This is a genomic window from Chryseobacterium balustinum (assembly GCF_900168205.1).
Taxonomy (GTDB): Bacteria; Bacteroidota; Bacteroidia; order Flavobacteriales; family Weeksellaceae; genus Chryseobacterium; species Chryseobacterium balustinum.
In genome coordinates, this window is record NZ_FUZE01000003.1 from 98,411 (window position 1) to 112,472 (window position 14,062).

Annotated in this window: 14 protein-coding genes; 2 read left to right on the forward strand and 12 right to left on the reverse strand. The window is 33.4% G+C overall.

Features of this window, described 5'->3' with window-relative positions; all coding sequences use genetic code 11:
* Window positions 1-8: 8 nt before the first annotated feature.
* From B5X64_RS05985 to rpmB, 5 genes are all read right to left on the reverse strand, one after another.
* Window positions 9-266, reverse strand: a complete 258-nt coding sequence (locus B5X64_RS05985; protein WP_074230082.1) for a GlsB/YeaQ/YmgE family stress response membrane protein — start codon at window positions 264-266, stop codon at window positions 9-11.
* 53 nt (window positions 267-319) lie between these two features.
* The gene (ftsY, locus tag B5X64_RS05990) at window positions 320-1,273 is read right to left on the reverse strand and encodes a signal recognition particle-docking protein FtsY (protein ID WP_079464377.1); all 954 of its coding nucleotides are present in this window, start codon (window positions 1,271-1,273) and stop codon (window positions 320-322) included.
* A 184-nt stretch (window positions 1,274-1,457) separates the two neighbouring features.
* The gene (locus B5X64_RS05995; protein WP_066674993.1) at window positions 1,458-1,610 is read right to left on the reverse strand and encodes a DUF4295 domain-containing protein; all 153 of its coding nucleotides are present in this window, start codon (window positions 1,608-1,610) and stop codon (window positions 1,458-1,460) included.
* Window positions 1,611-1,629: 19 nt separating this feature from the next.
* The gene (gene rpmG / locus B5X64_RS06000) at window positions 1,630-1,812 is read right to left on the reverse strand and encodes a 50S ribosomal protein L33 (protein WP_027373683.1); all 183 of its coding nucleotides are present in this window, start codon (window positions 1,810-1,812) and stop codon (window positions 1,630-1,632) included.
* A 4-nt stretch (window positions 1,813-1,816) separates the two neighbouring features.
* Window positions 1,817-2,059, reverse strand: a complete 243-nt coding sequence (rpmB, locus tag B5X64_RS06005; RefSeq protein WP_034760742.1) for a 50S ribosomal protein L28 — start codon at window positions 2,057-2,059, stop codon at window positions 1,817-1,819.
* Window positions 2,060-2,297: 238 nt separating this feature from the next.
* On the opposite strand from rpmB, the gene B5X64_RS06010 reads away from it, so the two are divergent.
* A complete protein-coding gene (locus B5X64_RS06010) occupies window positions 2,298-4,010 on the forward strand; it encodes a T9SS type A sorting domain-containing protein (RefSeq protein WP_079464378.1) in 1,713 nt (570 codons plus the stop codon).
* Between the two features lie 134 nt (window positions 4,011-4,144).
* Here the strand turns inward: B5X64_RS06010 and lnt are convergent, their stop codons facing one another.
* Complete coding sequence (gene lnt, locus B5X64_RS06015; RefSeq protein WP_079464379.1) at window positions 4,145-5,788, reverse strand: apolipoprotein N-acyltransferase; 1,644 nt, start codon at window positions 5,786-5,788, stop codon at window positions 4,145-4,147.
* A 52-nt stretch (window positions 5,789-5,840) separates the two neighbouring features.
* On the opposite strand from lnt, the gene B5X64_RS06020 reads away from it, so the two are divergent.
* On the forward strand, window positions 5,841-6,290 hold the full coding sequence (locus B5X64_RS06020) for a VanZ family protein (RefSeq protein WP_338030674.1): 450 nt from the start codon (window positions 5,841-5,843) through the stop codon (window positions 6,288-6,290).
* Window positions 6,291-6,297: 7 nt separating this feature from the next.
* Here the strand turns inward: B5X64_RS06020 and proC are convergent, their stop codons facing one another.
* From proC to B5X64_RS06050, 6 genes are all read right to left on the reverse strand, one after another.
* Entirely contained in the window at window positions 6,298-7,101 is an 804-nt protein-coding gene (gene proC, locus B5X64_RS06025; protein WP_079464381.1) for a pyrroline-5-carboxylate reductase, read from the reverse strand.
* A 14-nt stretch (window positions 7,102-7,115) separates the two neighbouring features.
* On the reverse strand, window positions 7,116-7,685 hold the full coding sequence (locus B5X64_RS06030; RefSeq protein ID WP_079464382.1) for a hypothetical protein: 570 nt from the start codon (window positions 7,683-7,685) through the stop codon (window positions 7,116-7,118).
* A 175-nt stretch (window positions 7,686-7,860) separates the two neighbouring features.
* Window positions 7,861-9,786, reverse strand: a complete 1,926-nt coding sequence (locus B5X64_RS06035) for a hypothetical protein (protein WP_079464383.1) — start codon at window positions 9,784-9,786, stop codon at window positions 7,861-7,863.
* A gap of 227 nt (window positions 9,787-10,013) precedes the next feature.
* Window positions 10,014-11,162 (reverse strand): cytochrome-c peroxidase, encoded by a 1,149-nt coding sequence (locus tag B5X64_RS06040; protein ID WP_079464384.1) that lies wholly within the window; start codon window positions 11,160-11,162, stop codon window positions 10,014-10,016.
* 79 nt (window positions 11,163-11,241) lie between these two features.
* Window positions 11,242-12,771, reverse strand: a complete 1,530-nt coding sequence (locus tag B5X64_RS06045; RefSeq protein WP_079464385.1) for a DUF6850 family outer membrane beta-barrel protein — start codon at window positions 12,769-12,771, stop codon at window positions 11,242-11,244.
* Between the two features lie 32 nt (window positions 12,772-12,803).
* Window positions 12,804-14,027, reverse strand: coding sequence for a DUF4876 domain-containing protein (locus B5X64_RS06050; RefSeq protein ID WP_079464386.1), 1,224 nt, complete (start codon window positions 14,025-14,027; stop codon window positions 12,804-12,806).
* Window positions 14,028-14,062: the final 35 nt, after the last annotated feature.

A 14,062-nucleotide genomic window follows, 5' to 3' on the forward strand; every position in this document is an offset into this window, starting at 1 on the left:
GAATTTATTTATTTCCTAGTTGCCATTCCGTAAAGCCAGAGTACAAGGATTGCACCACCAATGGCAAGGAACCAGCTTCTGAAGTTCCAGAAAGAATCTACATCGCCCCAATGAAGAATATATACTCCAATCAAGCCGCCGACGAATGCACCAACGATACCTAAGATAATCGTTATCAGCCAACCGCCGCCTTGTTTTCCGGGCATAATCACTTTAGCAAGTGCTCCTGCCAATAGACCAAAGATAATCCATGTTATAAATCCCATAATTTTAATTTTTTTAATGTTAATAAATTTGAATGATTTGTTTCAAAGAGAATTTATCTCTTCTTGAAGAACGAATCTACAAACTCTGTACCATTAAAAAGTTGAAGGTCTTGCATCTTTTCTCCAACCCCTATATATTTTACCGGAATTTGAAACTGATCTGAAATACCAATTACAACACCGCCTTTTGCTGTTCCGTCTAATTTTGTTACTGCTAAAGCATTCACTTCAGTTGCTGCTGTGAATTGTTTTGCCTGTTCAAAAGCATTTTGTCCTGTAGAACCATCAAGAACCAATAAGATCTCGTGTGGAGCATCAGGAATTACTTTTTGCATCACTCTCTTGATTTTAGAAAGCTCATTCATCAGGTTTATTTTATTGTGAAGTCTTCCTGCAGTATCTATAATTACTACATCAGCATCCTGAGCAACTGCACTTTGTACGGTATCAAAAGCCACAGAAGCAGGGTCGGAACCCATTTCCTGTTTTACAATCGTAACACCCACTCTTTCACTCCAAATAACAAGCTGATCAACAGCTGCGGCTCTGAACGTATCTGCAGCTCCTAAAACTACTTTTTTACCTTCAGATTTAAACTGGTGCGCTAGTTTTCCGATGGTGGTTGTTTTTCCTACACCGTTTACTCCAACAACCATAATAACGTATGGCTTTTTAGAGGTATCGATATTTCCGCTTCCTGCGTGAGGATTTTCTAAAAGAAGTCCTGAGATTTCTTCACGTAGAATTTGATCTAATTCGTTTACACCTACATACTTGTCTCTGGCAACACGCTCTTCAATTCTCTCAATGATTTTGATGGTTGTAGAAGCACCAACATCTGAAGCTATCAATATTTCTTCCAGATTATCCAGAACTTCATCATCTACTTTGCTTTTGCCGACTACGGCTTTAGTCATTTTTTCAAAGAAACCTTGATTAGATTTTTCCAAACCTTTGTCTAAAGTTTCTTTTTCTTCTTTTTTGAAAATATTTTTAAACCAACTCATTGTATGAATTCTGGAATTTAGTTATTGTCAGATACAGGATGATGGAAGTTGGATGTTTACAAAATAACGTAAATTTTATAAACATCTAGCTTCAGACATCCTACATCCAGCGTATTAAAAGCAAAGATAACAAAAAAACTACCCAAAATATGAGTAGTTTTTGTATTGTAAATAAAGTTCTAGATTATTTTTTCAAAAAACCTTCAACTTCGTCTGCATTCATTACTTTTTCTTCGAAAACGTAAGCTCCTGATTTAGAAGACTTCACCATTTTCACGACTTTAGTCATTTTTTTAGACTGTCCGCTTTGTAGGGTTGCTACTACTTTCTTTGCCATGGTAAATTATATTTATAAATTACTTGATTTCTTTATGAAGGGTAGATCTCTTAAGAACCGGATTGTATTTTTTCAATTCCAATCTTTCTGTAGTGTTCTTTTTATTTTTTGTAGAAATGTATCTAGACATTCCTGGCATACCGCTTTCTTTGTGCTCTGTACATTCAAGTATTACTTGAACTCTATTTCCTTTTTTTGCCATGATTTTAGTTCTTTTTAATCAATCCTTCTCTGATGCCTCTTTCGATAGCCTCTTCGATTCCAATCTTGTTAATGATTCTCAATCCATGAGCTGAAACTTTAAGCGTAACGTGCTTGTCTTGCTCTGGAAGGTAAAATTTCTTTTCCAATAAGTTAATTTCAAAACGACGCTTCGTTTTGTTATTAGCGTGGGAAACGTTGTTACCAACCATTGCACGCTTTCCTGTTATCTGGCAAATTCTTGACATATCTCGATGTTCTTATTTGTATAATATTTGAGGTTGCAAAATAACGAAGATTTTTTTAGATAGACAAGTTTTTGTGTAAATTTTATAATAAATATTTATCATTTTTAATGACTTAGCATTCATTGATTTTCTTTAAAGTCTTTCAGATGCGGGCATGTGATAAATATCAGTCTCCATTTTAAGCCTGAAATAATATTTGACAGTATCTTTGTTTTTAATTAATCTAAATAAAAATAAAATGAAAAGATTATTTATTTTTGCCTTTCTTCTTCCTATGATGTTTCAGTCTCAAACTTTTTCTGAAATTCCCAGCAACATCAAAAATTTCTATTATGGTTCTAGTGATATTGGAGATTTTAATAACGACGGAAAACCGGATGTTGTATATAATGGTGCTATAGATATAGATGCAGACGGAGGTGCAGATGTTACGTTTAATGAAGCTTATACCAATAATAATGGCATTTTTTCGGCTTATGGAAATTTAGATACAGATGTTACTCATTTAGGAGATATTAAATTTATAGATTACAATAATGACGGCTTGCTAGATATTGTTTCTACAGGTTTGAGTTATCAGGATGTTGTTAATTATAAGCATTATCGTTTTCTGAATAATGGAAGTGGTTTTTCAAAAGTGGAAGATACTGCCGGAAAAGTTTACGGCTCTATAGAAGTTTTTGATTTTAATCATGATGGAAAACAGGATTATGCAATCAACGGACCTCAATATGTGCACGGAACTGGTTTTGTTTATGATTTAAGTCTTTATCAAAATTCAGGAAACGGTTTTCAATTGACTCAGTCATGGCTTTCGGGAACGCAGAATGGAAGTTTTAAAGTTTTAGACCTGAATAATGATCAATTGTTGGATGTAGTCATTTTTGGATATGATAAAAATACAGATCCTGTTTTTAAAACGTATTTAAATTCGAATGGTACACTTCAGGAATCCCAAACTTTATTGCCTTTAGCCAGTGGGAAATTAGCATATGCGGACTTCAATGCGGATGGTTTTTTAGATTTGGTGGCGATTGGTCAGGATGGAAATTATGATGAATATCTTGGAGTCTTTATGAATGACGGAACAGGACATTTTACGACTCAGGAAATTCCCGGAGAAGGGCTTTCTGCTTCGAGTGTGGATGTGGGTGATCTTAATAATGATGGATATTATGATTTTGTGGTGATTGGTGATGATAAAAATAATGACGGGGCGGTGAATGTTTTTCTTTACAATCCGGCTTCTCAATCTTTCACAAAAACAAGCAATACTTCTTTGTATAATTTAGGAGGATCAGGAAACATAAGACTCTTCGATTATGACGGAAACAATCATTTGGATGTTTTAATGACGGGTTTCGATTGGGCTGATCCAGATTTAAATTCATTCACTAAATTGTATAAAAATACATCTACGGAAACAAATTTAAAACCAACCGCTCCAGCCCATTTAAATTTAAACAAAAACGGAAATACATTCAATTTTACATGGAGTGGCGCAACCGATGATAAAACTCCGGTCAATGCTTTACAATATGAAATTAAAGTAGGAACAAGTCCGGGAGCACAAGATGTAGCGAAATATATTGTGACCACACCTTCTTGGTTTTTAACGCTCGATTCTTCTATTCAGCAAGTATATTGGAGTGTAAGATCAATTGATGCATCCAAAGTTTACTCCGATCCATCGGTAGAAAATACATTAGGGGTAAATGATTTTTCAGCGAAAACAAAACTGTCGATATATCCAAATCCGGCTTCTGAAAAAGTTTTTATTAAAGGCGAAAAAGCTTCTGCAGTAGAAATGTATTCAATGGATGGTAAAAAACTCAATGTACAGCTCAACAGCGATCAGTCGGTAACCGTTTCTGATCTTCCAAAAGGAATGTACATTCTGAAAATTAAAATTAAAGATAACTGGATAACCCAAAAACTAATGATCAAGTAAATAGTAGTTTGAATTTGATTTTTAAACTTAAATTAAACAGAGAAAACCAGCCAAAAGGCTGGTTTTGTAGTTTGTAAAACTGATCCTTGTTTTAAACAATTCCGTTAAAGTATCGGATCTGGAATATTAAAAATTTATTTTCCGTTTTCTTTCTTCATCTTATTCTGAAACCTTTTAATCAGAAAATAAAAAAACAAAAACCCTAAAGCAAAAATAGAAAGTCTCGAAAGAAAATCTCCTGTCCTTACATAAAATGTTTCACCTTCATAAAGATTAACTTTAGCAAATAAAGTAGTTTGATCGCCATAAAAAGTATCTCCTAAGATTTCACCTTTTGCATTAATATGAGCAGAAATTCCACTGTTTGCAGAACGCACAATTTCTCTTCGTGTTTCGATAGCTCTCATTCTTGCGTAAGAAAGAAGCTGTTTGTGACCTTCGGTTACACCCCACCAAGAATCATTGGTCATGATTCCGAGGAAATTGGCACCTTTTTTTACGTAATCAGTTACAAATTCACCATAAATACTTTCATAGCAAATAATCGGCGCAATCTTTCCTTTATTATAAGGATTTGAAAAAGCAACACGCTCTTTATCTGTTCCCAGAGAAGCAACGGTTCCTCCCAAATTAATCATCGCATCGCCTAAAAGAGGTTTTAAAACATTCATGTAAGGGAAAATTTCAACACCCGGAACAAGCTTTCCTTTGTGATAGACTTCAACCTTTTGATTAGGAATAATCTGCACTGCCGAGTTGTAACTTTCTACCCAGACTCTGTCATTGATCTGAAAAGCATCTTTCGGTAAGTTTTCTTTATCAAAAAAATAATGATGTGATGAAATTCCTGTTACAAAAGTGGATCGGGGATGTTTTGCAAGAAAACCTTTTACATTATTGAGTAATTCACTTTTTTCAAAAGCAGTTTCAGAAATAGAACCTCTTCCCGGAAGTGCTGTTTCGGGAGCGATATAATAATCAATCTTTCCTTTGGTGTTGTTTTCGGCTAAAGCTAAAAGTTCATTCTGAATCGTGATGCTGTCTTTAGCGTATTTTTCGCCATAAGGATCAAGATCTGGCTGCAACATTAAAACACTGACTTCACCAATCGGTTTTTCATTAAAACTATTGAATTTTATCAACGAAATAATCATCGGAAGACCAATCAAAAGTACCGTTGCAGAAATATTGATGATTAAATCTTTTCTTTTTCTTCCGGCTTCCCAAATTCTGATGGTGTAAAAGATGAGTAAATTAACAAGCAAGATCCAGAAACTTCCACCGGTTGATCCCAAAGTATCGTACCACTGTATCAGCTTCGGATAATCTGAAAAAGCATTTCCAAGATTCAACCAAGGCCACGTTAATTCCCAATTTAGATGAAATTTTTCAAAACTCATCCAGATCGCTACTAAAAAAGCCATTCCCCAATACGTTCCCTGTGCATTTTTATACCAATGATAACATTGAAAAACGAGTGAATATAAAAAAGAATTGACCAAAACCGGAAATACAACGGCCATCATAGAATGACTTCCATCAGGATTTTTTGATCCGTACAGCCAGCCTGTAGTAACAACATTCCAAATTACAAAACATACATAAGAAAGACCAAAAACGACCCAGCTTTTTCTGTTGTAATTTGAAAATTTAGAAACGCCATGTTCCATCATCAGAAGCGGAACGAGGGCAAAGAATATAAAAAACGGGACTCCGTAAGTCGGCCACGAAACCGATAGCAACATCGCTGAAATGAGCGTAAGTAAGACGTATTTCATTAAATTAGTTTAACACACAAATTTAATGCTTTTGAAATGAATAACTTTGCAAATGATGTTAAAGAAATATTATAAATTCATCATTTTACCGTATACCATTTTTTTGCTCTATCTGATGTTTTTCGGAATGGGAAGATTGCAGTATGAAGATCATATTATAAGAATTAAACCTATTGTTTCAACAGTTTGGTTTATTCATGAAACAATAAGTTGGTTTGATATTATTAAAATTGTCTTGGGAAATGTCGTGATGTTTATTCCTTTTGGTTTTTTAGGTTGGGTTTTTCCACAGTTAAACAATTTGAAAAGGCTAATTATAACTTTTGTTTCTACCATCGTGATTGTTGAAGCACTGCAGTATTTTTCAAGATTGGGAGTTTTTGATGTGGATGATGTTATTCTGAATACTTTTGGAGTGTTTCTGGGTTGGCAAATGAAAAGAATCTTAGAAATTAAATTCAGCAAATTTGTATTGAATAATTCGACTAAATGTATTAATTAGTAAAAAATTACCCATTCAATTCCTTAGCACGTTTTTCAGCATTTAAAATTCCCTGTTGCAGAATTTCCTTAAAATTATTTTCTTCAAAAGTTTTCAATGCGGCTTCTGTCGTTCCGCCTTTTGATGCTACATCTTTTATCAGGTCTTCCAAACTTTTATCAGAATTATTGATCAAATGATAAGCGCCCAACATCGTTTGCTTTACAAAAAGTTTAGACAAATTTTCATCGATTCCCATTTGTGTTCCGGCTTTGATCATTGCATCTACGATATAATAAAAATATGCTGGTCCACTTCCGGAAAGTGCGGTAACTCCGTCAAGTAAATCTTCGTTTTCCAAATAGACAGATCTTCCGGTGCTGTTTAGAAGTCTTTCGATATTCATTAACTGATTAAAAGAAATTCCTTCTGCAGAAGTGTAGCCGGTAATTCCCATTCCCAAAAGAGTAGGAGAGTTGGGCATTGCTCTTACAACGGATTTGTGATTTAAAGACTTTTGGATTTTTTCAATTTTAATCCCTGCCATAATCGACAAGATCATCTGATTTTCGTTTAAAGAAAACTGAAAACTTTCCGCTACTTTTTGGAAATCCTGTGGTTTTACGGCAATGATGATAAGATCTGCATCCAAATTTTTCACCTCTTCAAATACAGAAATTTCAGATTTGGGAAACTCTTCTTTTATTTTCGGAATTTTAGATTGGCTTCTAGTAATCAGGTGAAGGTTTTCAGGTTTAATGAGTTCATATTTCAAAAATGATTTTGAAAAAGATAAACCCATATTTCCGGCTCCGATGATAGCGATTTTCATATTTGTGTTTTTATTTATTCAATTAAATATTTTCTAAACGTTAGAGAATAACGGTCATTAAAAGTAATAAAATGGATATTTTTAAATAGAATTTTGTCAGATTTTTTTTCAATTTTTCCGGTAGCGTCATAGTTTTTAATCACTACAGATTTTTCATTTATTTCTAAAATTTCACCAATAGAAAATATATTTTTCTTTTTTGTAGAACTTTCGACAATACAGTGGGAATTTTGCTTTTTTAAAGATTTAAATAAGGATTCAAAACTCTTTAACGAAGTATTACTGATGATTTTTTGATTAAAATTGATCAAACCTTCTTCTGAAAATATTTTCTCAGAAGTTTTTTCAAATTTCTTGTGACGGATCCCTGAAATTCTATTAAAAGGGATAATTTTAATTCCGTCTAAAGTAAAATTGTGAGACTCCTGAATCATTAAAAACTTTTCAGATACATTCAGAATAAAGCCTGAAGTAAACTCTTCGGGGCATTCTTCGGAAAAGAAAACTTTTACATAATGCGTTTTAGTGAGGTGACCCTGAATCGTTTTTTTTAATTCTTTGTCAGAATGCATTTTATCTGCCATAGCTATTTTAGAAATATTTGAACTAAAATAAGCTATTCTGCTAAAACGAACGAAGAATTGGTTTTAAAAAGCAATTAATTTATTCTACAGGAAACTCAGGTCTTTTTATTTCAACGTCATAAGAAAAGACTATCTCATTTCGAGATAGTCTTAAATTTTTTAGAATAACGTGTTATTATTTTCTAATTACTTTTCCTGATTTTATAGTACCATCACTAAAGATGATGCGATAGACATATACTCCAGGCAAATAATGAGACGGAAAATTCCAAATGTAACTATCATTATTATTTTTTATATTATGATTAGTTGCTTTTACTGATTGACCTGTCGCTATATTTCCGATATAGATTTCTGCTTGGTAATTCTGATAATTTTTAAAGTTAAATTTTAATTCATTATTTTGAATGAAAGCAATTGCTTCTCGTTTATTTTCTAACTCTAATTTTGTATCAATAGTCTTTCTTCCTTGAATTATTCCTCCGGATAATGAATATATTAAAGTATTTGATCTATGCCATACATTATCTGATATTGCATATCTGGTAATTCTTATCTCATCACTAAATACAGGCAGATAATCTAAGTATTCAGAAAGAAATGTATCTGTTGCAGGTGAAAAGCTCCATTGTATCATTTCTCCAATCGAGTCATCAGGATGTACATCCAATACCCAAATATACGAATAGTTACTATCTCCACCAGTTGGAGTTGTACCTAAAATGTGGTCATTATTCGCTGGGTCAAAAGAAATTTTATTATTATCTATTTTTGGATTAGAAGATACTTCGAATGTTATGATATTACTTTCGTTATCAGGAGCATATAGGGATTTTCCTATTCTTTTATATTGAGTTGTCTTATATAATGGAGAATTTATAATATAGTTTGCAGAGGTTGCGCCTGAAATATCTTCCCAGTTTCCACCATCAGTTTTTTTCTGCCATTGTAAAATAAGAGGTTGACCAGTATTACTTGTTACGGTTCCTCCAGCAGTTGACAGTATATTTAAGTAAGGTTTTTCGCCGATGGATACTTTTTCAGCTGGATGCAAATTTCCATTATTACCTGATACTGTTATGGTATTGTTAATAATATTTAAACCATTTGCTATTAAATAATTGCTATAACTTTTGGGAACTTCCCATGAACCTACCATACGTCTAAAAGTTCTTGTTGTAGTGATTGTTGGGAGTTCATAATCTTTATATGTTGCACCTTGAATGTTTGTCCAAGTGTTGTTTATTAATTCCTGCCATTGATAGCTATAGCTATTGTCGCTTCCTTTGGGAGTGCTTCCCACCATGATGTTTTTTACAATACCACCATTATTATTTACTGTTTCGTGAATGGTATTTTCAGCAATACGAACATTTACCGCAGCTTCATTACTAATATGTTGTATGTTAGCACTGTATTTAACAATTCTTCTTACTCTGTAATTAGTTTTATTTTCAGCTGCTGGAGCCACATAATTTTTATTACTAGAATTGGCATTATTAATATTATACCAGCTTCCTCCAGGGTTTTTTCTTTGCCATATATATGTATAAGAAAAGTTTGAATTTGGAAGAGTCGGAACTGTTGCATATATTTCTTCTGCGTCCTCCATGTAATTTGTTAGTCTGTCTCCATTAATTACATTATTGGGTGCATTATAGATGTTTGCATTATAATTACTTGAATTTGTAATTTTATTACCATACCTGTAAGATAGATATAATTGCGCTTTGTCGGAGCTGTTAATTAGATAAGTAGCATTTGATATAGTTGTGGTAAACTCAAATGTATTTGATGTTCCGTACGCAAATGGAAATAATTGATTATCATAAGCAATTAGAAGGTCGGGACCAATTGGCATTTTTGCATAAAATTCAACTTTTACTCCGGTATCTTGATAGCTTGGTGTATATTTGCTAACTGTGTAATTGACCTTAAATGTCGCTGATGTACCTTTAAAAAGTGCTATGAATGTAGAGCCGGTATGCTCGATACCATTAACTTCGATTTTATTTATTTTTATTTGATCTTGAGCAAAAATAAATGATGCTGTAAAAGATAGAAATACTGTGAAAAATTGTTTAAATAGTTTTAATTGCATAAATATTATTTTTATCTGTTGTAAAGATTTGCGCAAATCTATTAATACAAAAATAAGTGAAATATCCTGCTAATACTATTTAGAATAAATAAAATTACTATGATTTAAATCATTAAACATTACTTCGTAAAATAAATAAACCAATTCTGGGATATTTAATTTTGAACACAAAAAACCTACAGCCTAGTCAATTGTAATTTTTTTACTTAGTGTAAATTAAAATGTGATTATTCCACAGGAAACTCCGGTCTTCTCATTTTGTATTTTGTTCCTGAAAGAGATTCAAGAAAAGAAACCAACGCTTTTACTTCTTCTTTATTTAAATTTAGTTTTTGTAATAAAGGGTCTGTTGAAGGGTGAAGCGGATCTGCCAACTTTTTTTCGGCGTTAGGATCGAGTTGGTGCATTCCGCTGTTGTACATGTTGACAACTCCTTCCAAATCATCGAAAAGCCCATTGTGCATCCAAGGTTGAGTGAGTGCTAAATCTCTTAATTGTGGTGTTTTGAATTTTCCAACGTCTTCAGCTTTTTTGGTTATGTTGTATAAGCCTAGATCTTCGTATTTTCTTTTATAGTAAGTTAAACCAATATTGTGGAAAGATTCATCAGTTAAATATTTTCCGCTGTGACAGTTCATACAACGAGCTTTAGTACGGAAAATATGCATTCCGTAGATTTCTTCATCTGTTAACGAGCCGTATTTTCCTTCGAGGAATTTATCGAAGCGGCTGGGCTGGCTTTTTATGGTTTTCTGGAAATCGGCAATGGCTTTTACGATCTTATCGTACGTTACTTTTTCGGTTCCGTAAGCATTTTTGAAAAGCGAATTGTATCCTTTTATATTCTGAATTTTTGTGGGAAGTGTTTTCACGTCCATTGCCATTTCGTGATGAGCCCCAAGTGGTCCGGAAGCCTGTTCTTCGAGAGTTTTTGCTCTTCCGTCCCAGAAAAAAGAAGTTCTTTCGGCGATGTTGTAAAGAGAAATGGTATTTCTGTTTCCTAAAAGGTGGTCGTTTCCAAGGGCAACACGTCTTCTGTCTTGCCATCCCATTTCGGGGTCGTGACAAGTACTGCAGGAAATTTGGTTGGATCTTGATAATTTAGGATCGAAAAAAAGCATTTTCCCTAAAATAACATTCGGTTTATCTTGTTCTGTGAAATAAGCAGAATCTGTTTTGATGGCTGCAAATTCCTGCCATTTTACGCCGTGGTCAATATTGGGTTTTGGCCATTCTGTAATCGCTTTTTTGTAGCTTTTTACTATGTCCTCAATAGATGGTTCCTGAATGTTTGATAACTCATTTCCAACTTTTGAAGTGAAACTCCAAAGAATAAATAAAATCAATCCTAAACTCCAATAAATTCCTCTTTTCATTTTAAATTAAATATTCTTTTTTGATAAATTTCTTAACGCAAAGTCCGCAATTTATTTCAAATTATAATTTTCAAAAACCTTAGAAGGTAATTCCTAAACTTGCGCCGACAAAATTATTGTTTTTTTTCTGAATTTTCTGTGATTGATATTCTGCACTTACAAAGAATGCCGGAAGTTTTTCCAGTTTGATATCGTATCTTAAAGACGCTCCAAAAGTGCTGATGTCGCTTGCCTGAAAGTTGTGATCGTGTAATATCCAGTCATTGATCTCCTGATTTTCCATAAGACTCAGTGCGTTGATCGACTTATTGACCATTCTTTTGGAAAAATAAGGTTGAAATGAAATGGCTTGGTTAGAATTAATTGACTGACGATAATCTGCAGTTAGACCAAAATATGAATATTCAAATTTTTGCCCTGAATTAGGATAAAGATTTCTTTCTTTAATTTCTTCGTATCCGAAAAATGGTGAAGCACTTACTGTAAAATTATCATTGTTGTATTGATACAAAACTTTTACAGAGCTGATAAAATTTTCTGAACGGTAAGATTTTCTTTTGAATATTTGTTCTGTAGCATTGGTGTTTACAGAATATCCAAATTCTGAGCCTGTTCTTACAATAGCTTTATAATTTGCTGAAACTCCTATTCTGTGTTTTTCTTTTAGGGTGAAAAATTTTGCGCCTTCCAGTTCTAGATTTTTATTTTCAAGCTCTGAGATTTCAAACGTTGTATTTCCTCCGCTACTGCGATGGCTTTTAGTATTGTTTGAACGTCCTGCTGAAGCACGAAGATAAAAGTCTTTTCCTTGTTGATTGCTTAGCTGGATACCTCCTTTGTAACCAAATTCTTCAAAAGTTTGAGAAGGATTAACACCGCCGCTGAAAAGATAATTTGAAATACCTAATCCTACCATTTGGTAAACAAAAGGTTTTCCTAAAACACTTTGAAAATTTAAAGAACTGTTTTGTGTGTATTTATTGAATGTTCCAAAAACTCCTACTTCATATTCTCTGAATACTTTATAGTTCACTCCTGCATTTAATGTTAAATCTGAAGTAGTACTTTTTAATCTTGGATCACGGCTACGATATCCTAGTTGGGCAAGATAACTTACTTCACCAGCAATCGTCCATTTGTTGATTTTCTGTGACATTCCTCCGGCAAAATAATAACGTTCCAAATTTAAAGTTCCACCTAAAGAGTCTGCTGTTGTATAAGGTGCAATACGCTCATAATCGAGATTTTCATTCCATCTGAAAGAATTTTTTTCAAGATTCTGATAGCTTGCATTTCCCCAGACTGTACGATTTGGATTTAGCTTTAAAAAAGATTGTGCATTTACTGTTAAGCCTTTTTCACCTGCTCCAAGCTGTTGGCGATACACTTTTTGATCATCATTATGATAACCGACCTTAAATTCTGAGAACGAAGAAGAACTATAATCCGACTTATTTGCCGGATTATAGTAAAATTGACTTCTAAAATTTCTTTCAATACTGTATTGATTATTGATCTTCTGATAAAGCTGAATGCTGTCTTGCGCTTTTATAGAAAGCGAAGCAAAAGCGATAATCATCAGTGAAAAAGAATGTTTTAAATTGAGCATAGTTTTAAGTATTATTCAAATACTAAATTTTATTAATGTTGAATACCGTTTTTTAAACTTGGTACTGCATCTTTGGTAAAATCGTTTGTAGAATTGTTGGTATCCATGTAAAGATTTTTACCGTTGGTCATCGTTCCTGCACTTTTACGTCTTACCGATTTTCCAAAACGATTGGCATCACTATCGGTAGCTCCAACAGAGGCCCATCCTGAATCAATACCTGCGGCAGTAAGAGTATGTACAAAGTTTGTTGGAATACTATTGTTTACGCCATCAATGATCCATGAATTCGGAATACGGTATCTACTTATTGCCTTTACAACTCCTGCGCTATTTACAAATGTGTAGTCATATTTTTGATTTTGCATGAAGGTATTTTTGTTTTCACCTGTAGGAAAACGAGCAATGACATAGCTTTCAAAACCTCTGTTATGCAAAAGGAACATATTAAAATTTGTTGTAGAGAATATGATATCTGCATTTGGTACAGCTGGATTGTCTACCTGACCTAAAGCAGGATTTGTAGATGGGAATTCCCAGTCTGCTTTATGAAGGTCGTAAGCAGTAGGAGTGTTCTGTGAATGATCGATAGCATTATCAGCGACAACAATAAAATCACCTGGCTGTACTAATTTTGGATTGCTGCTCTCTAAGATCATAACTCCTTTCACAGGAAAATATAGATTGTTGTTATATGGGGTTGGATTGTCGTCGGAAGTCGTGTAAAAATTTGATTGCCCAATGATTAGGTTTGCGGCATCTAGAACTTTATTGGTGTTATTGGTGATTTTAAAATAACGGCTGGAATTGTAATTTTTATTATCTGGTGTTTTTACTCCGGTAAAAAATATTTCTTCAATAATAAAATCTTCATGGAATTTTTTTACAAACAAAGGAATGGTAAGATTTTTAGCAGCTGAAGTAACGTCTGTTTGTCCGATACCTGCTGCTCTTACTTCTTCGTTGCTTGCAATGACAACACCGTTTACTGTAATTTTATATGAACCATAAGCAACCTCAAAAGAATGCGCATTTTCTTTTTTTAGTGTTTCTTTAATTATGGTTTTGGTATTGATTTCCATAATTTCTACCTCCAAATTGGTATACTCTGTAATATTTTCACCTGTGAAATTAAGTGTCAATACACCGTTTTGTTTTGCGGTTACTCCAAAATCATCATCACTTGAGCATGATGTAACGGTAAATCCTGTTGCCATCGCTGCTACCAAGCTTAGTAGTATAACTCTTTTTTTCATGTTGTTTTCTATTTGCTATGTATTACTATTTATTA

What these genes read in the sequence shown, in the direction of transcription:
- lnt (WP_079464379.1), bottom strand. Translation starts at nt 5,788, where the DNA reads ATGAAATACGTCTTACTTACGCTCATTTCAGCGATGTTGCTATCGGTT.
- rpmB (WP_034760742.1), bottom strand. Translation starts at nt 2,059, where the DNA reads ATGTCAAGAATTTGCCAGATAACAGGAAAGCGTGCAATGGTTGGTAAC.
- B5X64_RS06040 (WP_079464384.1), bottom strand. Translation starts at nt 11,162, where the DNA reads ATGAAAAGAGGAATTTATTGGAGTTTAGGATTGATTTTATTTATTCTT.
- ftsY (WP_079464377.1), bottom strand. Translation starts at nt 1,273, where the DNA reads ATGAGTTGGTTTAAAAATATTTTCAAAAAAGAAGAAAAAGAAACTTTA.
- proC (WP_079464381.1), bottom strand. Translation starts at nt 7,101, where the DNA reads ATGAAAATCGCTATCATCGGAGCCGGAAATATGGGTTTATCTTTTTCA.
- B5X64_RS05985 (WP_074230082.1), bottom strand. Translation starts at nt 266, where the DNA reads ATGGGATTTATAACATGGATTATCTTTGGTCTATTGGCAGGAGCACTT.
- B5X64_RS06030 (WP_079464382.1), bottom strand. Translation starts at nt 7,685, where the DNA reads ATGGCAGATAAAATGCATTCTGACAAAGAATTAAAAAAAACGATTCAG.
- B5X64_RS06010 (WP_079464378.1), top strand. Translation starts at nt 2,298, where the DNA reads ATGAAAAGATTATTTATTTTTGCCTTTCTTCTTCCTATGATGTTTCAG.
- B5X64_RS06020 (WP_338030674.1), top strand. Translation starts at nt 5,841, where the DNA reads ATGATGTTAAAGAAATATTATAAATTCATCATTTTACCGTATACCATT.
- rpmG (WP_027373683.1), bottom strand. Translation starts at nt 1,812, where the DNA reads ATGGCAAAAAAAGGAAATAGAGTTCAAGTAATACTTGAATGTACAGAG.
- B5X64_RS06045 (WP_079464385.1), bottom strand. Translation starts at nt 12,771, where the DNA reads ATGCTCAATTTAAAACATTCTTTTTCACTGATGATTATCGCTTTTGCT.
- B5X64_RS06035 (WP_079464383.1), bottom strand. Translation starts at nt 9,786, where the DNA reads ATGCAATTAAAACTATTTAAACAATTTTTCACAGTATTTCTATCTTTT.
- B5X64_RS05995 (WP_066674993.1), bottom strand. Translation starts at nt 1,610, where the DNA reads ATGGCAAAGAAAGTAGTAGCAACCCTACAAAGCGGACAGTCTAAAAAA.
- B5X64_RS06050 (WP_079464386.1), bottom strand. Translation starts at nt 14,027, where the DNA reads ATGAAAAAAAGAGTTATACTACTAAGCTTGGTAGCAGCGATGGCAACA.